At 46.5% G+C, this 20,224-nt stretch carries 10 protein-coding genes; 8 read left to right on the top strand and 2 right to left on the bottom strand.

The genetic code is table 11. The annotated features are described in order from the left end of the window. Window positions 1-109 precede the first annotated feature (109 nt). On the top strand, window positions 110-1,477 hold the full coding sequence (locus tag V144x_RS20130) for a hypothetical protein (RefSeq protein ID WP_144987519.1): 1,368 nt from the start codon (window positions 110-112) through the stop codon (window positions 1,475-1,477). Window positions 1,478-1,515: 38 nt separating this feature from the next. On the opposite strand, the gene V144x_RS20125 is transcribed toward V144x_RS20130, so the two are convergent. After that, window positions 1,516-2,823, bottom strand: coding sequence for a hypothetical protein (locus V144x_RS20125; protein WP_144987517.1), 1,308 nt, complete (start codon window positions 2,821-2,823; stop codon window positions 1,516-1,518). A gap of 172 nt (window positions 2,824-2,995) precedes the next feature. Next, the gene (locus tag V144x_RS20120; RefSeq protein WP_144987515.1) at window positions 2,996-4,384 is read right to left on the bottom strand and encodes a Gfo/Idh/MocA family protein; all 1,389 of its coding nucleotides are present in this window, start codon (window positions 4,382-4,384) and stop codon (window positions 2,996-2,998) included. A 1,019-nt stretch (window positions 4,385-5,403) separates the two neighbouring features. Between V144x_RS20120 and V144x_RS20110 the strand changes: the two genes are divergently transcribed. From V144x_RS20110 to V144x_RS20080, 7 genes are all read left to right on the top strand, one after another. Next, a complete protein-coding gene (locus V144x_RS20110) occupies window positions 5,404-8,382 on the top strand; it encodes a DUF1553 domain-containing protein (protein ID WP_197998544.1) in 2,979 nt (992 codons plus the stop codon). A gap of 22 nt (window positions 8,383-8,404) precedes the next feature. Further along, on the top strand, window positions 8,405-9,814 hold the full coding sequence (locus V144x_RS20105) for a DUF1501 domain-containing protein (protein ID WP_144987509.1): 1,410 nt from the start codon (window positions 8,405-8,407) through the stop codon (window positions 9,812-9,814). Window positions 9,815-10,155: 341 nt separating this feature from the next. Further along, a complete protein-coding gene (gene pheS / locus V144x_RS20100) occupies window positions 10,156-11,139 on the top strand; it encodes a phenylalanine--tRNA ligase subunit alpha (RefSeq protein ID WP_144987507.1) in 984 nt (327 codons plus the stop codon). A 54-nt stretch (window positions 11,140-11,193) separates the two neighbouring features. Beyond that, window positions 11,194-13,650: a phenylalanine--tRNA ligase subunit beta gene (pheT, locus tag V144x_RS20095; RefSeq protein ID WP_144987505.1), complete on the top strand. Its 2,457-nt coding sequence runs from the start codon at window positions 11,194-11,196 to the stop codon at window positions 13,648-13,650. A 572-nt stretch (window positions 13,651-14,222) separates the two neighbouring features. Beyond that, a complete protein-coding gene (locus V144x_RS20090; RefSeq protein WP_197998543.1) occupies window positions 14,223-17,555 on the top strand; it encodes a DUF1553 domain-containing protein in 3,333 nt (1,110 codons plus the stop codon). Between the two features lie 51 nt (window positions 17,556-17,606). Further along, on the top strand, window positions 17,607-19,022 hold the full coding sequence (locus V144x_RS20085) for a DUF1501 domain-containing protein (RefSeq protein WP_144987501.1): 1,416 nt from the start codon (window positions 17,607-17,609) through the stop codon (window positions 19,020-19,022). Window positions 19,023-19,098: 76 nt separating this feature from the next. Then, a complete protein-coding gene (locus tag V144x_RS20080) occupies window positions 19,099-20,220 on the top strand; it encodes an Ldh family oxidoreductase (RefSeq protein ID WP_144987499.1) in 1,122 nt (373 codons plus the stop codon). Window positions 20,221-20,224: the final 4 nt, after the last annotated feature.

Raw genomic sequence — 20,224 nt, 5'->3', positions numbered from 1 at the left:
GTCGTTTCTGATTGAGTTACGGTTTTACGGATAATTATCGTATTAAAAGAGAAAGGCGACTTGACTCTTAATTCTGAGAGGAAAGAATGAAGTTTGAAGGAGATAAAACATGTCTGACGAACAACTTGCAACTTATGACTGGAAACGCTTTCCCGAGACAGCCGACTTTCTGAATGAGCGGATTGTAACGTTTTCTCAACAATCTCCCACCCTCGTAAAATTTGCGAGTGATTTGCAAGCGAAAACGGGGACCCGCTTGATTGATTGGGTGGATCATTTGGAACTGCATTGGTCCAACGCGTTAGAAGCGACCTTGATCCGTTTAGGTTATGAGGAAGTAACCGGTTTTAATTTCAAATTGTTTCGACATGTTGCCGCACATTTTCCGCCGATTCAATCCAGTTCCTTGTCAGCAGAACGACTGTTTCTGCGTGTGGAATCTGTGGTAGATTTCTTAGCCACTCATCAGTATTCGCTACAACTTCCGATTGAAGGGGAAATCGCTGCTGCGGTGCGACATCGACTGGCGTTTCAGGAAAACGATTTTGAGTTACACGCCATCGAAAGACATGGTGTTCGTCTTGATTCCGTGGAGAGATCCTTTCAGGCTGACCTGGAAGATCTGCTCTCGCATACTGAAGCCTTTCGTCTTCGTAAACGCGATTTTTCAGATGAGATCGCCGGGTTTGAACACGCCGAGTCGCTGATTAAAATTGCGATTGAAGATTTGGGTGTGGATCGCACTTGTGATCTTTTCTTTGCTGCCGAACGTGCGTATTGGCAACAAAGAAACGGAGTCGCCCGCATTCAAAAAGCCCGTCAGGATACAATGGGCCTGGGTTGGGCGAATCACGATCACCATACCTATCGCTCCAGTCGAAAGCATTTTCAACGTTTGATTGCGATGTTTGAGCTACTCGGCTTTGACCTGCGAGAACGTTTTTATGCAGGCAAGGAAGCGGGGTGGGGGGCTCAAGTGTTGGAGCACCCGACAACAGGCGTGGTGATTTTTGCCGACGTCGATTTGTCGCCTGCGGAAGTCTCACAGGACTTTGCACATGAGCCGTTACTGGAATTGGACGAACTGGGAACGGTGGGACTCTGGTGTCGTCTGCATGGCGAAGCATTTCTGCAGGCGGGCATGCATCACCTCGAATGTCTGTTTGAATTCGATGCGGCCCGCGATCAACTGGCGTCCGAAAATGAAGTCAAAACGATGAAACCGTTTACGGATCTACCGCATCTCAAGCAGGCGTTTACCGCCGGTGAAATCTGGGCTGTTGAAGAGTCGCGGATTATGTCACTGCTTGAGGAAGGTTTGATTTCCGCAGAAGAGGCCGACCGCTTCCGCAGGGAAGGCGCGATCGGATCTCACATGGAAATTCTACAACGCGAAGAGGGTTTCAAAGGCTTTAATCAGACGGGGATTAATGACATCATTCTGGAGACCAACCCGCTGAAAATTCATCAGTCGTGAGTTTGGGAATTGGGACTTGTACTACCTCCCCTTGAACATTAATTCCCAAATCCAGTGCTTACTGTAAAGTTCTCTTTAAGTAGACCCTTGCGTGCAAAAAGTAATTTGTGGCAGATATTAATTTTGTTACGGTCTTCTGAAAAAAGTGTAATCAATATTTTATCTATATTCGTTTCAACAAAAGAGTTTGGTGCTGCTGCGAAGAAGTTAGAGCGATCTGGCACCTTGCCATCGGTAGTTTTGATTTGGTTCGGTCTATTCCGAACAAAATCTAAGATGAGATTATCCTGCATTATTTTTTCGATAAAATTAACTTCATTCGTATCAAGACGATCCCACGAAACTTGATTTGCCAATCTGCTCTGTTGCTTCTCTGTGATGTCTGTCTTCCACTCGAGTTCAATGGTTGTGTAGTATATTTTTTCGTGTCCTTTGGAAGGTAAGTATGTTGTGCCATTAATTCCAAACCCTTTACCGACACCCTTTCCAGTGCGATTGGTTCGGCGAAGTATTAACTCTTTTGTTGATTTCACTTCGCTACACTTTGCTCGTAATCCAAAATCCTTGTCCTGACAAATAGAGTTGGGATGAATTCTTAACCAAAGCAATTTCGTTGCGACATTCGCGATCACTTTGCCACGAATCATGGCTACTTCGTCCTGGCCAAATGGTATCTTTCCAAACCGTGTACCATCAGAATATCGTTTGAGCTTAACGGGATGTAATTGCTTCGATTTCGTCATAACTGCTACCTCATTCAGTTTCATATCGAAGCGATCGGCTTCTCCATCACCATAGGTGAACCGCAGTTCTAAATGGGTTGCTTTTTCAATATTATCTTTCCCCTCGATACCAGAAGTTTCTTTCTCCGGAAATTCAAAATTCACACGTAGTAACATGGGGCCAACAACTTCCCAGTGATTGCTTGGTGTATCTAGACCGTCAGTCAGATAGGGATAACCATCAATATCGGTCAAAATCCCTAAGTTGGTCTTAGACGCAATCCCACCAACCGCATCCCAGAATGGAACTCGATTCAGATTAAGTGAAATTTTTCTATCCAGAACTTCTTTTGAAAGAGCAAGTGAGCCATTTTTTAGGTAGTTATCATAATCATCAAATGAAAGCGGAAAATTCTGAGCACCGCGTGCTTGATTCAAGGATTTTCCAAACTCTAATATGGAACAATCCTCGCACTTTAGCGAAATGGACTGCTCACTCATCAATGGAGTCCATTTGAATGCTGGCGCAGTCTGACAATTTTCCTGACCATTTAAAAGATCACAATTATTTATGATCGAACAAGCACTCATGGCACTTACTAAAAAGGCTTTTTGAAAATTCATAATCGAACTCCTCTTTAACCTTCTTAAAATGCACAATAGGCTGGAACAAACTCAAAATTCGACATGACTTCTTTTTTCTTCCAATGAAAGACACGAAAAATATTGATGTTTACTACAGGTTAGCCAGTGATTCAATCGATATTTTTCTTGAATGTGGTGTGTGTGAGTCAAATCAGACTTCGGGCAATTCCCAGGGTTTACGCCATTCTTTGCGGCCGCGGAGTTGGTTTGCTTCGTCGTCATTGACGAATGTTTCTGTTTTGGAATCAAGAACAAGAGTTCGTCCGACGCGGGCGGCGATGTTGCCGGCATGGCAGAGCACGGAGGCGGGATGGCCCACGGTTTCCAGGTCGCAGACCGGCTTGTTGCGGGTTTTGATGCAGTCCAGGAAGTTTGCTACGTGAGCCGCGGCGTTGCTGCCCCCTTTGACTTCCTTGATTAACTTACCGCGGTTTCCGTAGACGCGCCAACGGCTGTTACCGATGGTCATGTGGGCTTTGTCGCCATAGATTACGGCGCCTTCGGATTCACCATGGTAATGGTAGGGAGCCCAGATTCGCATTTCATAAGTCAGGATTTTCGGAGTTTTGCTCGTGTATTCGTAAGTGACCTGCAAGGTGTCAGGCCATTCCTGCATGTCGTCGAAATACCATTTTCCGCCGGTCGCTGAAATTTTTGTGGGGAGCGAGACCGCTTCGTCTCCCTGTGCCTCACAGGCGGCGTTGAGGGCTGCGAACGCCATATCGAGTCGATGCACGCCATCATTGCCGAGGTCTCCGGTGCCGTAATCATGGAACCAGCGCCAGCGGCCATGAAATCGATTTCGGTTGAACGGCCGTTTGGGGGCGGAACCGAGCCACATATCGTAGTCAACGGTTTTGGGGGGAGTGCTGTCCGGTGGGTTTCCGATATTTCCCTGACGCGTGCTTTCCCAGGCTTTCGCAACCAGGCAACGACCGAGTGCACCGCTACGGATATATTCGAGGGCGGATTTCAAGCGTTCTGTAGAACGATGTTGTGAGCCCATTTGCACGATGCGTTTGTGTTTTTTCAGCGCAGCCACCATGCGTTGGCCTTCCACAATATTGTGGCCGTCCGGTTTTTCGACATAGACATCTTTCCCGGCCTGACAGGCGAGGATGGTCGGAATAGCGTGCCAATGATCGGGGGTTCCCACCACGATGGCATCAATGCTGTTGTCATCGATCAGTCGGCGAAAGTCCTGAAAGATCTGGGGTTGTTTACCCTGCAACTTCGTGACGGTTTCGACGGTATTTCCCAGACGGGCGGAATCAATCTCGGCGATCGAGGCAATTTCTGCATTCTGATTCGCGGCAAAGTATTTATTGAGGGCAGACGCACGGCCCGCGGCGCCGATCATTCCAACGCGAATACGTTCGCTGGCAGAGGCCTTCGCGACTTCATCCAGGGCGATTGTGGCTGTGATTCCAGCGGCGGAATTTTGTAGAAACTTTCTGCGATCCATGAGATTCTCTCCAGGTGGGCTAAACGATTCAGGAGGAAAGTTTAAGTGAAGGTGTGTGTGCTGTGTGTTGTTCATTATAAGAACCAGATTCGACAGTGCAAAATAAATCTTGCTGATTTCAAGAATCAGTCTCGGTTTGCACTACTGCCGGATTTTCATCTCAGACGATGGAATGCGATCAACTACAATGAATGAATCCGAATGGAATCTGAGTTGAGCCTTGCGCAGAAAGTCAAAGTCTTCCACATGCTCTGTCTATCATTTTAGTGGGTCTGTTTCAGAAGGGGAATTACATTGCTGGTCTGTTTGGTCTCGGTTGATTGTTTGATGCGCTTCTTTTCAACGACGTCGCATTTTGGTGAACTGCATGAGGCGGTCAAGCGAATGATTTGCGCAGTTTTGTCTGAGATATGGTATTTGCGCGTTCGCGCAGGTCGTGGTTTTAGTAAAGAACAGACCATTTGGGATCAAAATGGTAGTGAGCATCGAGAACTGAACTTGAGAAGGTATTTGAAAAATTTCGAACGCCTAGCGGGTTTTATGGTGAAAGTATTCGCAGCTGCGAAAGTCATTACTATCCAAAAAAACGTTGCCTCGCGCGCGCGACGCAGAAACGGAGTTTCGCGAGAGGCGCGGCTGTGTCAAGGTGTGGTTTGTCTCTTGGAAAACGAGAGGTTTTGGAGTCGTGAAAATGTCAAGATGATTTGTTGATTTCAAATACAGGTGTCGAAATCTAACTGAACCGGGGGAATGGATTAATTTTAGTTCATTAAGGAAATAGGAGAGGAGGTTTTCTTTTAGTTTGTTGGGTCCGATTATTGGGAGCATTCTGTTTGTTCGTATCTAATGGGTTCGGTTTGACGCTAGTTTGGTAATTTCTAAGTTAGAACTGTCTTAAAAAGGTAAAAAATGACTTTATTTAGTTCATATTCAACCATTTTTGGATTACAATGACCGATGATTGAAATTCAGGCTCGATCCGAATGATCAAACAAACTTCCTCCCGGCCTGAACCTCATCCATCCTTAAGAGTTTGATTTCCGTTAGCGTATTGATTGTGTTCATCATTCACGGTTTCGAGAAGGAGAACTGTGTTGCGGTCTTACCTCTATTTTTCATTCCTGATTGTATTCGTACCTGCTTTGACTTTCGTTAACGAGCAGACGGTGAGCGCTCAAGCTCCCAAACAAAAAGCAGTTGCTCAGAATCAGCAAGCGGGCATAGAATTCTTTGAGAAGAAAATTCGTCCCGTTCTGGTAGAACATTGTTATGAATGCCATTCCGGCGAACCCGATGTCGAAAGTGCGTCTTTTGTGGTCGACACACGAGAAGGAATGTTGCAGGGGGGCGACTCCGGCAAAGCAGTCGTACCTGGAAACCTCAAGCAGAGTTTAATACTGCAGGCAATTGAGCACGATCCTGATTTTTATGCGATGCCGCCGGATGAGAAGTTACCGGCACAAGTCATTAACGATTTTAAAAAGTGGATTCAAATGGGGGCGCCCGATCCACGTAAGGGAAAAGCAACGAGTCGTCCCAAAACTAAAAAACAACTGGCGATTGACTTTGATAAAGAACGCGAGTTCTGGTCGTTTCGACCTTTGAAGAATCCCAAGATTCCGGACGTCAAAGATAAAACATGGGCTACGAATCCTATCGACCGCTTTATTCTTGCGAAGCTGGAACAGTCTAAGCTGAAACCCGTGTCAGATGCTGACAGACGCACATTGATTCGGCGTGTCTATTTTGATTTGACCGGTCTGCCTCCGTCACCTGAAGAAATTCAGAAGTTTCTGAATGACAAGTCGCCACAGGCTTATGAGCATCTGATTGATCGATTGTTGAATACGCCTCAGTTTGGTGAAACCTGGGGACGGCACTGGCTCGACCTTGCCCGCTATGCCGATTCGAATGGCCTCGATATTAACCTGACGTTTTATAATGCGTGGCGGTATCGCGATTATGTCATCCAGGCGTTCAATGCAGACAAACCGTACAATGAATTTATCCGCGAGCAGATTGCCGGTGATCTCCTGCCTTATGAGAATGATGCCGAGTTGTCTCGCAATATCATCGCCACCGGATTTCTGGCGATGGGAGCCAAAATGCTCAGTGAGCGGGATAAAGAGAAATTACGTATGGATGTCGTTGATGAGCAGATCGACGTAACTGGTCGCGCTTTTATGGGGATGACTTTGGGATGTGCCCGCTGTCATGACCATAAGTTCGATCCGATTCCCATGACCGACTATTACGCGTTGGCGGGTATCTTCCGCAGTACGGAAACGGTGCGGGGGAATCGATTAAATAACCAGTTTGTTTCCGGCTGGATGACACGTCCTTTGCCGATCAAACCAGAGCATGCGGCGGCACTGGAAAAGTATCAGTCACAGTTGAAGTCATTGGAAAAGAAACTGAAAGCGAGTTCAAAAGAACTCAAAACGCTTCAGAACAAAAAAGATCAGCAGGAGCACTTAAAGTCACTGCCTGGGATTATCGTTGATGACGTGCACGCGGTGAAAACAGGTGATTGGAAAGAATCGGTTTACTCTAAAAATTATTTAGGGATCGGTTACATACATGATCTTAATCAGAGTAAAGGGGAGAAATCAGTTCGTTTTGTCCCCGATCTGCCCGCAGCCGGAAAGTATGAAGTTCGTTTTGCCTTTGCAGGCAGTAACGGGCGTGCCAATCGTGTGCCTGTGACGATTCATTCGCATCAAGGTGCGAAGACGGTTTATGTCAACCAAACAAAACAAGGTCCCATTGATGGTATGTTTGTCTCACTGGGCCGCTTTGAATTTGAAGCCGGTAAAACCAGTTCGGTTGTCATCTCGAATAAAGACACTTCAGGTTATGTGATTGTGGATGCCGTTCAGTTTCTTCCACAGTTTGAATTGCCAAAACAAGAGGCTGCTCTGGCCGGAGCTATCGAAGCACGAAAGCCTGGGAATACCACCAGGCAGAAGAAGATTAAAAGTCTGCAGGTTGCTGTGAAAAAACTAAAGTCGCAGATTGCCGAGTTGAAAAAGCAGGCACCGCCTCCGGCACCGGTGGCACTCGCCGTAGGTGAGCAGCCTGAACCAGGAGATTATCGTATCGCGCGACGAGGGAATATTCATCAACTGGGTGACAAAGTCGATCGCGGGTTTTTGACGATTGCCTCTGTTGTAAAATCGCGTCCTGTTAGTCCGCGTCAGAGTGGACGTCTGGAACTGGCGAACTGGTTGAGTCGTCCCGAGAATCCACTGGCGAGCCGCGTAATTGTGAATCGGGTCTGGAAACACTTGTTTGGAAATGGCCTGGTGCGTAGTGTCGATAACTTTGGTCACCTGGGAGAACAGCCCACACATCCTGAACTGTTAGACTATCTGGCGATTCGCTTTGTTAAAGAAGGTTGGTCAATCAAAACTCTCATCAGTCAGATTATGCTGAGCAAGACATACCGTTTGAGTTCGGAATTCAGTGCGGCTCAATATGAGAAAGATCCGGGAAATTATCACCTCTGGCGGATGAATCGCAGGCGGTTGTCAGCGGAAAGTATTCGGGATGCGGTATTGTCGATTTCCGGTAAGATCGATTTGAAGCAGGGCGGTTCTTCAGTCGACCATTACCCAGAGCAAGCGGTAAATCCCAACAAGAATCAAAAAGTGAAAGTGAATCCAAATCAGTACCGTCGCAGTGTCTATCTCCCCATCGTGCGGGGAAGTGTGCCGGCTGCCTTGGCGGTCTTTGATTTTCCTGCACCGGAAATGCTGGTCGGAAATCGTCCGGTGACAACGGTTCCCGCCCAGGCGCTGTTTATGATGAATAGCCCGTTTGTGGTGGAGCAGGCGCAAGTCACTGCGCAGCGCTTATTAGCAGATACAAAACAAAATGATCAGGAAAGAATATCTCAGTTATATTTGACTTGTCTGGGACGCGAAGCAGAAGCAGCAGAACAGACTGAAGCGCTCAAGTATATTGAATCTCTGGCGAATACGAGTACCGATTCATCGGCAGCACGATTACAAGCGTGGGCCTCTTATTGTCAGATTCTTTTCGCTTCTACTGAATTTCGTTTTCTCAATTAATTTTTAATCAGATTGATTTGTTATGGAACCGTTCCAACCTTCTCGTCGGCAAATGTTGAAGTCATCCGCTTGTGGCTTTGGTTATCTTGCGCTGGCGGGCCTCAGTTCTGAAGCAGCGATGAAATCACGGTCTCCTTTGCTGGAGAAGAAACCTCACTTTGAGCCACGCGCCAAACGTGTGATCTTTCTGTTTATGCATGGCGGACCCAGCCATGTGGATACATTCGATTACAAACCTCGTTTGAACAAAGAAGATGGCAAACGGCTACCTTTTAAAGCAGCCAAGAACATCGAGAAATCATCGCAGGAAAATTTGCGATTGATGAAGTCTCCCTGGAAATTCAAACAGCGCGGGGAAAGCGGACTTTGGATTTCCGAACTGTTTGAAAATGTCGCCGGTCATGCCGATGATTTGTGCGTGATCAATTCGATGCATACCAATGGCCAATCGCACGGGCAGGCAGTGATGAAGCTGCATACCGGTTCGGACAGTCTGGTGCGTCCTTCGGTGGGTTCCTGGATGGTGTATGGTCTAGGGACGGAAAATAATAATTTGCCCGGCTTTATTTCGATTTGTCCTTCACGGGGGCATGGTGGGGTTCGGAATTATGGGAGTGCGTTTCTGCCTGCCGCCTATCAGGGAACGGCAATTGGTGATGCTGATACGGCTGCGAAAGAGGCGCGGATACGCTTTCTCACCAATCATTCTGCTTCAGAAGAACAACAACGAAAACAGCTAGGTTTATTGCGAGCGATCAACAGGAGACATTTGGAAAAAGTGCAAGTTGACAATGAGATCGAAGGAGTGATCAATTCCTATGAGTTGGCTTTCAAGATGCAATCAAATGTTCCCGCCTTGATGGATTTATCTTCTGAAACAAAAGAGACTCACGAGTTGTATGGCATCCATGAGAAGTCCACAGAAAATTTTGGTCGTCAATGTCTGATGGCCCGCCGCTTTGCAGAAGCGGGCGTGCGCTATATCGAAGTGGCGTTGGGGAACAACAAATGGGATCAACACAGCGGATTGAAAGCGGGGCACGAACGCAATTCTCAGATGGTGGATAAACCGATTGCCGGTTTGCTGGCTGATTTGAAACAGCGGGGGCTACTGGAAGACACGCTTGTGGTGTGGGGCGGCGAATTCGGACGTACGCCAATCGCACAAGGGAAAAATGGTCGCGATCATAACCCACAAGGTTATAGCATGTGGTTAGCGGGAGCCGGGGTGAAACGTGGCCATGTGCATGGCGCCACCGATGAGTATGGTTACTATGCCGCACGCGATAAAGTACATATTCATGATTTGCATGCCACGCTGCTGCATCTGATGGGTATGGATCATAAGAAACTGACCTATCGCTATGCGGGTCGCGATTTCCGTCTGACTGATGTCTATGGTGAAGTGGTGACTGATATTATTTCCAGTTGATCCACCTATGCAGGTCCCTAAAATCCGATCCATAGGGTAAGGGACATGGCATTATTAAGGGGAACCCGGCCAACTCTTTTTTGTCATAATCTATGACGATGCTATTAATTAATGTGAACTGATTGTTGTTGCTAAGCACAGTCACAGCTGAGTCTTTCGATGAATCATAAATCCCTTGAATTTTAGGGTGGTTGCAGAATTTTGACGGAATAGTTACAATCCTCGTCTCAGTACATTTTTTGTGCGCAACTCGTTGTGATTTCATGAGATATGAGCGAGTTAGTGGTCTTTAAAGTACCAAAATACTATCACACAGAAATTCCAGAATCTGAAGAATCAAAATGTCGGACAACAATGACGCGCTGGTTGAAGAAGCAATGGCAGGCATTGCGGGAGCACAATCTCTTGCAGAATTGGATGAAGTGCGCGTCCAATATCTGGGTAAGAAGGGAAAACTGAAATCCCTGCAAGCACAGTTGAAGTCGTTGTCGCCTGAGGAAAAACGCGAGTTTGGAAAAGTTCTCAACGGCATTAAACAGAGTATTCAGACCGCATTGGCTGAGAAAAAGTCACAACTGGAAGAGAGTGAAAACTCAGGGCCTGACATCGAAGCCATTGATGTAACACTTCCCGGCGTACGTGCCTTGCCGGGGCATCGTCACCCACTGGCAACGACGATGGAAGAAGTAAAGTCCATTCTGATCGGGTTGGGTTTTCGTTACGATGATTATCCCGAAGTCGAAACGGAATTTTATAATTTCGACGCGTTGAACACACCCGACTGGCACCCGGCGCGTGATATGCACGATTCGTTTTATACCACAAAAGGGAACGTGCTAAGGACGCATACGTCTGCGTTTCAAACACGGGCCATGAAGGAATTCGGTCCGCCTCCCTTGCGGGCGATGACATCCGGACGTTGTTATCGACGTGATGAAATTGATGCCTCGCATTTTCCTATTTTTCATCAACTCGATGTGATCGCCATCGATGAGAATATCAGTTTTGCAGATTTGAAATGGGTGTTGTATCAATTAGCCAGCGCTTTGTTTGGCGAAGATGTCCAACTCCGTTTCCGTCCCAGTTATTTCCCGTTCACAACACCCAGTGCGGAAGTGGATGTGATGTTTAACGGTAAATGGCTCGAAATTTTGGGAGCGGGCATGATCCGACCCGAAGTGCTGCAAGCCGGCGGTGTGGACTCTGAAAAGTGGCAGGGTTTTGCCTTTGGTTTAGGGCTGGATCGTATGGCGATGATTCGACACGGGATCAGTGATATCCGGTTGATGTATGAAAATGAAGAAGCGTTTTTGCGTCAGTTTTAAACTCCATTTCCTTGTAAAAACTGACACAATTTTTCTGGCAGAGAAGAGAGTAAGATGCAAATAAATACTGGTTGGTTGCGCGATTATCTGACTGAAGATTGCAAAGAGAGCGAATTGCTTGATGCATTCATGACGGTTGGTTTGGAAATCGAAGAAGAACATGACCTCTCGCATGCACTGGAACCAATTCGGATTGGTTTTATTCGGGAAAAGCAGCCATTAGACGAAGCAGGCAATTACTTTGAATGTCAGGTTGAAATCGAAAAAGGCAAACTGATTACGATCGTTTGTGCTACCGCGCATCCTGTCGAAGTTGGCTGGGGAGTCCCTGTTGCGATTGCCGGCACGAAGCTGCCTACTGGTGCTTTGATCTCTGAAGGAAAGTTCAAAGGGGTTCGCTCTGAAGGGATGATCTGTCTCGATGGTGAATTGGGAATGATTGCAAAATCAGATGGCTTACAGGTCTTTCAAGATGAAGCGACTCTGGGTGAGAGTCTGCCAGCCGTCTCACCGTTTCAGGAATCGTTGGTGGAAGTGGCTGTCTTGCCAAATCGCCCGGACTGTCTGGGAATGATTGGTATTGCCCGCGAAGTCGCAGCGGTGCTCGATATGAAACTGAAGTATCCCAGCGAGCGTGTCATTAGCCCTGCTGAGAATCAGACAGAGTCCGTCGTTGTTGAAATCGCAGATGAAACGCTTTGTTCCCGGTATACCTGTCAGGTGTTTGATAACGTTCAGATCCGCACTTCACCACACTGGATACAGAGTCGTCTCCAGACGGCGGGTTTGCGTCCGATTAATAATGTCGTCGATATTACTAACTTTGTAATGTTGGAATGGGGGCAACCTTTACATGCGTTTGACTTTGATTCATTGAAGGGGAATCGGATTGAAGTCCGTCGCATTCAGAAAACAGAAAAACTGAAGCTGCTGGATGAAGCCGAAGTGGATGGCACGCATCAACCGCTGGTCATTGCGGATGCGGAGAAGCCCATTGCGCTAGCGGGAATTATGGGAGGCTGGGATTCCCAGACGACGGTAGATTCAAAACGAATTTTGTTGGAAGCGGCCTGTTTTGATCCGGTCTGTATTCGAACCTCCTCAAGAAAACTTCGCATCAGTACCGATTCTTCCTACCGCTTCGAGCGGGGAACCGACCCCAATGGTATGATGAGTGGGGCTTTCAACCGAGCCGCGCAGTTGTTGCAGGATTCGGAGCTTTCTGGGGCAAAGCCTGCTTCGAACGTAACCGACAATTATCCCACTGAGCGAGAACAGACGAAATTCACTTTGGATTCCGGTCGACTTTCCAAAATATTGGGGGCGGAGATCAGTGATGATCAGATCAAGGAGTGTCTTTCCAAGCTGGAGATGACGCATGATAGTGATCTTACGATTTCTGTTCCAACCTGGCGTGTCGATGTCAATAACGAGGTCGTTTTAGCTGAAGATGTTGCTCGCATGTTGCGATATGACAGCATTGATATGAAGCCGATGATCGCGACAACGACCAAAGGCCGGATCTCTGAGACGGATAGTCTCAGAACGGGTATTGCGACTTTTCTCAACAGCAATGGATTTCTGGAATGTCGTACGCCTCCTCTCACAACCGAGAAGCTCGCGTTATCATTCAGTCAATGGCAGGGCGAACGGATTCAGGTTCAGAATCCGATTTCCAAGGAGATGACTTCACTACGACAAAGTCTGGTGGGGAGCCTGGTTGAAGTTGTGGAACGGAACGCACGTCGCGGTGCCAGTAATTTCCGTTTCTTCGAAATCGACCGCACATTTCGACAGAACCAGGATGACATCGATGAACGCTGGATGATTGGTGGAGTATTGGGTGGAGTTGTGAATGATTCTGCCTGGATCGCTTCTGAAAAAGAAATCGATTTCCTACGAGCAAAAGGGCTTGTTCAAAACCTGCTTGCTCAGATGAGTGTGGATGAAATCACATTTGAGGGTGATGAGCCTGCTCACGGATACCGTGGTGAAGAATTCGCGGCGCTAAAGCACGGTGATCAGCGAATTGGTGCATTGGGCCGAATCGACTTGAATGTCTTAGGCATGAAAGATCGTGCGCGCGTTCCACTTTATGGATTCGAATTAGATATCTCCGCACTCAACCGAATTAAATCGCCAGCCAAAATGTTTGCTGGTTTGGCACGGACTCAGGTGATTGCCCGCGATATTTCGATCGTGGTTCCCATCGATTTACGCTATGCAGAAATTGAAAAATCACTTGAAAACGCGTTTGCATCTGCCGTAGAGAATTTGGAAATTGAGCCGCGAAAAGAAACGGAATCAGTGGTTGAATTACAGCCGAGGCTTGAGAGAGTTATCTGTATCGATACCTTTGTCGGTGAAAGTGTAGGGGACGGTGCGATGAGCTTGACAATTCGCATGCTGTTCCGCGATGACACATATTCTCTGACTTCCGGCGAGGCACAGCAACTAATGGACTATGTTGTTAAGCAACTCCACTCAGAGCACGGTGCAGTTCAACGATAGCTGGAATAGCAGTTCGTTCAGTCGGGATTTTCTGAATGGTACAATATTTGGGAATCCCGTGTGATCCACATCATGTGCAGCGATGCCAGAAATCAATTCAAAAAATGTGGTGGCCCTTCTTTTGGATGCTAGATGCTCTGAGAGAAGGGGACCCCAAGAATCGACCCGCGCAAATTCGCACCATGCCATGATGATTTGGTAGAGGCCTGGCCGGTGATATCCAGTAAGATCTGAATCTGCGGGTGAAGGATCTATCTGGTTTTCTGAAATGAATTAGATTTTCTTTTCAAGAATCCTCTGAAGAGTCAAGCTGACTTCGTTGAAAGGCTAATTGTAAGATCACGATTTTTGGCCTTATTTTGATGTTTAGCGGTCACTCTGATTTATTATGTAAAAAGTGAGCCAGATTCTCTCATCTAGAGTTGATTTTACTTGGCAGTTCATATTATATATAATATATAATCGTTGGCTGGAGGTCGTTTTGGGCAAGTCTAAGGGCTTTCCAGCCCTTAAGATAATGGATATGCTCAGGTAATTCAGATTAAAATAAATAGATGTTTGGATCTTCTGCAATGAATCGCATGCTTTCAGTAGCCTTTGGATTCTTTACTGTGGTATTCGCACCCATGGCTTTGCCTGGAGCTGAGGATACCGATCTTAAACAAGAGGCGTTTTTCGAAAAGCATATCCGACCGTTATTCATTAATCGGTGTTACGACTGCCACAGTGAGGATTCTGTTGAGAGCGGTTTGCGGGTTGATTCCCTGTCTGGTTTACTGAAGGGGGGAGATCGTGGTCCTGCAATCGTCATCGGAAAGCCTAAAGAGAGCTTTTTGATTAGTGCGGTGAACCATAGCGGCCAGGTGCATATGCCGCCGAAAGAAAAGCTCTCGCAAAAAGAAATTCGTGACTTGACCGAATGGGTTCGGATGGGAGCGGTTTGGCCTAACTCAAAGCCAATAGTTCATACGGAAACGAACCAATATGATGGCCCACTTTTTAGTCAGAAAGAGAAAGAATTCTGGTCATTTCAGTCACCAAAGCGACCAGAAATTCCCAAAGTAAAAAACAGGGGATGGGCCAAAAGTCCCATCGATTTCTTTGTGTTATCAAAACTGGAAAAGAAGCAGGCCTCTCCTGCCAGGCCCGCAGATAAACAAACTCTGATTCGACGCGCCACATTTGATTTGATCGGTTTGCCACCGACGCGCGAAGAAGTGGAGCAGTTTCTCAAAGACGATTCCCCGGATGCATTTGCAAAAGTCATTGAGCGCTTACTCGCATCTCCCCGATACGGCGAACGCTGGGGACGTCATTGGCTTGATGTAGCCCGGTATGCCGATTCGAATGGTCTCGATGAAAATCTAGCATATGCCAACGCATTTCGATATCGCGATTATGTGATTGCTGCATTTAATAAGGATAAGCCCTTCGATCAGTTCCTGCAGGAGCAGTTGGCGGGTGATATCCTGGCTGATCAAACGACTGATGAAAGTCGGCTTGAGAAAATCACGGCGACAGGATTTCTTTCCATCGGTGCCAAAATGCTGGCCGAAGATGATGAAACCAAAATGCAAATGGATATTGTGGATGAGCAACTGGATACCGTGAGCCGTGCTTTTATGGGGCTTACCATGGGTTGTGCCCGCTGTCATTCACATAAATTTGATCCTATTCCGATTGAAGATTATTACTCTCTGGCGGGAATCTTTAAAAGCACAAAGACCATGGAAAACTTCCAGGTTGTTGCACGCTGGCAGGAACGAATTCTGGCCAGTCCCAGTGAGATTAAAGCTCTAAAGCAGAAGCAAAAACAAATCGCTGACTTGGATTCTCAGATTCAATCTGTTGTGAAAAAAGCGGATGACGAGTTACTGCATTTAGCACGTGAACGGGTTTCCGATTACTTATTGTCTGGAGAAATCAAAAAACATGCCGATCAGTTATTGAAAACCACAAAACCGATTGGTGATGATCCAGAAGCTTATGCGTCCCATTCTGCGATTATTGTTGAAGCAGAAGATTATCAGACGGGTAACGTGAAGAAGTCCTTTACCGGATATGGTGAGGGAATTGGTGTCATTTATAATAACGGACCTTTACCCAATATTGCCGAGTATGAAATTGAAGTCCCTGATAGCGGCCTGTATCAATTTGAAATCCGTTATGCCGCACAAACAGCTCGTCCGCTTCAGTTGTCTATCAACGATAAATTAGTCAAAAATAATGCAGCCGGCGAAGTGACGGGGAGTTGGTTGCCGAAGTCCCAACAATGGAAAATGGAAGGGGTTTTTCAATTTGAGCAAGGGAAGAACAAGGTCCATCTTGAAAGTAAAACTCCCTTTCCGCATATCGATAAAATCCTGATCTCTCAACCTCGCAAAGTCCCAGATGAAAACAAGAGTCTGATTGCTGAGGTGGCTCCGCCTCAAGTAAAACTCATTGACAGCGTTACGATGCAATGGGCCGATTATCTGACGAAAGATTCAGCGGGCAAATCGTCTCCCTTTTTTGTCTGGAATGAAATCATTCGGACTGGAAAAACTCCAGAGAATCTGAGCACAAATTATCAACGATTTGAAATACTTAATGATCTACCTCTGAAACAACGCTTAACAAAAGCAGCTCAGATTTATGGAGATCTATTTGCAGACGTTGAAAAAGAATGGCAGGCCATTCAAAAAAGTAAAGCCGAAAAAGAAACGACTTCTTTAATCGATGTCGAGCGAGAAGCCATTCGCAAAGTGCTCTATGATTCCAAAGGCCCCTTTGCTTTACCCGCGGATCACGAAAAATATTTTGTTGCGGAAATCAAAACCGTCCTAACGAAAAAAAGGGAAGCAAAGCAAGATTTGGAAAAAGCGTTACCCAAATATCCTACAGCAATGGCGGTATCCGAACAAAAACCGGAAAACATTAAGGTACACCTCCGCGGGAGCCACTTCACGCTCGGCAAAGAAGTGCCGCGGCAGTTTTTGAGAATTATTGAAGGAGAAAATCAGACTCCCCTCGATGACCAACAAAGCGGACGGCTCAAACTCGCGCAATGGTTAACCAGCGGCAAGCATCCTTTAACGGCTCGAGTAATGGCCAATCGTATTTGGCGCTGGCATTTTGGAAAGGGTCTTGTCAGAACGCCCGACAATTTTGGAAAACTTGGTGAACGTCCCACACATCCAGAATTATTGGATTGGCTGGCAGTGCAATTTGTTGAAAATAAGTGGTCCATCAAATCAATGCATCGTTTAATTATGCTCTCTTCGACTTATCAGATGAGTACGGCTTATCATCCTCAATTAGCAGAAATCGACCCTGAAAACCGATTGCTCTGGCGTATGAATCGCAGACGACTGGAAGCAGAAGCGATTCGGGATTCGATTCTCGCCGTTTGTGGAAAACTCGATAATGAAATGGGGGGGTCCTTGTTGAATGTCGAAAATCGGAAGTACGTGACGAGCACAGCTAATGTTGACCCTGTGGTCTATGATACGAATCGTCGCTCTGTTTATTTACCGATCGTACGAAGTGCCTTATATGAAGTATTGCAGGCATTTGATTTTGCCGATCCGAGTGTTCTCTCGGGAGATCGCACGCATACAACTGTGGCACCACAAGCGTTATTTATGATGAATAGCGATTTTATGATGCAGCATACCAAAGACTTTGCAGATGAAATCATTCATGAAACGCAGTTAGATAATTCTGCCAAAATTAATCGAATTTATGAGCGGACATTCAGTCGCCCGGCGTCAGCGAAGGAAATCAATCAGGCGTTAAATTATATCGGTCAATACAATCAGGATTTGCAATTATTAAAGATGTCGGAAGAAGAAAAAGAACGACGAACCTGGCAGAGCTTGTGCCGGATTCTGATTGCCAGCAATGAATTTCTATTTGTTAATTAATGATCAGATCAATAGAAGACTTTTAATAGTCGGTTTTGAATGGGATATCATATGAGTAGTGGGACTAATTATTTCGGGCATACATTGATGTCGCGGCGGGAGATGCTCCAAAAAAGCTCTGCCGGGTTTGGGAGTCTCGCTTTGGCTGCATTGCTGGGAAGTGACAGTCAAGCAGCACAACAAAAATTAGTTCAAAAGCCCCATTTCACGCCGAAGGCAAAACGTGTCATCTTTCTGTTTATGCACGGTGGTCCTTCGCATATGGATACTTTTGATTATAAACCTCAGTTACAGAAAGATAGCGGAAAACCGCTTCCCTTTGATAAGCCACGTGTTTTCTCGGCGACAACAGGTAATTTGTTGGGGTCGCCTTGGAAGTTCAAGCAACACGGTGAGAGTGGTGCCTGGGTCAGTGAAGTCTTTCCGCATGTTGCGGGCTGTGTGGATGATCTATGTATCATCAATTCGATGTATGGATCTAACTCTCGACATGGTGGAGCGCTATTAGAATTACATACGGGGAGTGACACATTTGTCCGTCCCAGTATGGGATCCTGGATCACTTACGGATTAGGATCGGAGAATCAGGACTTACCAGGTTTCATTACAGTCTGTCCGACTCTGACACATGGTGGAGTGAATGCCTATAGTTCCTCATTTTTACCGGCCGACTATCAGGGAACTCCCATTGGGAATGCGAGTATTCCCGCTGACCGGGCTCTGATTCCTTTTATCAATAACAAGAGTGGAATCCCCTTATCAATTCAACGTAAGGAATTGAATTATCTCCAGCAAATGAATCGGGAACAATTAACAAAATCCGGCCCTGATGACGCACTTGAAGGCAGGATCAACTCGTTTGAGCTTGCGTACCGTATGCAGACCGCTGCACCTGAGTTGCAGGATATCAGTGATGAATCTGAGACGACTCAAAAGATGTATGGTCTGGACAATGATGTCACCAAGAATTTTGGACGTCAGTGTCTGATGGCACGCCGTTTTGCGGAGCGGGGAGTACGCTTCGTTCAAATCACACACAGTTATAAATGGGATCAACACTCAGGTCTGAAAACGGTGCTTCCTCGTAATGCGATGGAAGTCGACCAACCGATTGCTGCTTTATTAAAAGATTTGAAGTCGCGTGGTCTCCTGGAAGACACGTTAGTGCTTTGGGGAGGAGAGTTTGGAAGAACTCCTGTGAGTCAGGGTGATGATGGACGCGATCATAATCCACAAGGATACACGATGTGGATGGCCGGTGGTGGTGTGAAAGCCGGGTTACAGTATGGTGCAACTGACGACTATGGATATTATGCAGTCAAAAACAAGGTTCACATTCATGACCTGCACGCGACGATCTTACATCTTTTGGGACTGGATCATAAAAAGCTGACATATCAGTTTGCGGGCAGAGATTTTCGTTTAACCGACGTTCATGGCGAAGTGATGTATGATCTCTTTGCCTGAATTTTAAGATGAAATCGAATTTCCATTCTGTGCTCATTTCTTTCCTGCTTGAAAAATATTTTATACGAGGTGACTTTTGCCACAAATTCAAGTGAAGAGTACTCTGTTTAATGCTGAGGAGCTGAAAGAATTTTGCTTCCGCTTACTGACTCATGCCAATTTAAAAAAAGATGAAGCGGAACTTGTCTCAGATTCACTGATAGAGTCTAACCTGCGGGGAATTGATTCGCATGGTATCGCACGCCTACCTCATTATCTGGAGCGAATCCGACAACAGAGCATTAACCCACGTCCTGAGATGCAATGGGAAAAGCTGGGAACTGCTGTCGGGCGTGTTGATGGTGATCATGGATTGGGTCAGCTTGCGATGGTAAAGGCAGCGGATCATGCCATTGATCTTGCCAGGGATTCTGGTGCTGGTTGGGTATCAATTTGTAACTCATCCCATTGCGGAGCACTTGCATACTACGGATTAAAAATTGCCGAGCAGGGGATGATCGGCTTTGCATTTACGCATGTTGATCCAATGGTGACACCACACGGAGCCGCAGAACCGTTTTGTGGGACGAACCCACTTTGTATTACCGCACCCGGGAAAAATGGGAAGTCACTTTGTCTGGATATGGCTACAAGCATTACCCCCTGGAATACCATCGCGAATGCCGCGATTGAAGGAGTTTCGATTCCCGGTGACTGGGCCCTGGATGCCAATGGAAAAGAGACGACTGATCCAAACGAAGTGGTTGCTTTATTTCCGTTTGGTGGATTTAAAGGGTCTGGCTTGGGGTTGTTGATTGATGTGTTGTGTGCGCTTTTAGGAGGTGCACCAATTGGACCAGACATTCCGAAGATGTATGGGGACCTTTCACAAAAACGAATGTTGGGAGGCCTGGTTGGCGCAATTGATATCAGCCACTTCACTTCAGTAGACTCGTTTCAGGAAAGAATTGTAGAGATCATTCAACGTTGGGGGGCTTTACAACCACTCAAGCAAGAAGATCAGGTTTACTATCCGGGTGAGCCTGAATTGAGAACACGTCAAGAACGATTGAAAACGGGGATTCCCGTCGGCTGGCAGTTAGTCAAACAATTTAATCAGCTTGCTTCGAAATATGGTCTGTCTCCACTTGAAGTTTCTAAATCACAAACGGATGTTGATCCTGTGTTGGAAACTTCTGCCATGGAATCTTTGATTTGATTGA

It is taken from the genome of Gimesia aquarii (genome assembly GCF_007748195.1).
Taxonomy (GTDB): domain Bacteria; phylum Planctomycetota; class Planctomycetia; order Planctomycetales; family Planctomycetaceae; genus Gimesia; species Gimesia aquarii.
This window is presented reverse-complemented; position numbering and strand designations above follow the sequence as displayed.

Bases quoted from the DNA above. Each gene is read 5' to 3' on its own strand.
- V144x_RS20085 (WP_144987501.1), top strand. From the start codon at position 17,607: ATGAGTAGTGGGACTAATTATTTCGGGCATACATTGATGTCGCGGCGG.
- V144x_RS20090 (WP_197998543.1), top strand. From the start codon at position 14,223: ATGAATCGCATGCTTTCAGTAGCCTTTGGATTCTTTACTGTGGTATTC.
- pheT (WP_144987505.1), top strand. From the start codon at position 11,194: ATGCAAATAAATACTGGTTGGTTGCGCGATTATCTGACTGAAGATTGC.
- V144x_RS20105 (WP_144987509.1), top strand. From the start codon at position 8,405: ATGGAACCGTTCCAACCTTCTCGTCGGCAAATGTTGAAGTCATCCGCT.
- V144x_RS20130 (WP_144987519.1), top strand. From the start codon at position 110: ATGTCTGACGAACAACTTGCAACTTATGACTGGAAACGCTTTCCCGAG.
- V144x_RS20125 (WP_144987517.1), bottom strand. From the start codon at position 2,823: ATGAATTTTCAAAAAGCCTTTTTAGTAAGTGCCATGAGTGCTTGTTCG.
- V144x_RS20120 (WP_144987515.1), bottom strand. From the start codon at position 4,384: ATGAACAACACACAGCACACACACCTTCACTTAAACTTTCCTCCTGAA.
- pheS (WP_144987507.1), top strand. From the start codon at position 10,156: ATGTCGGACAACAATGACGCGCTGGTTGAAGAAGCAATGGCAGGCATT.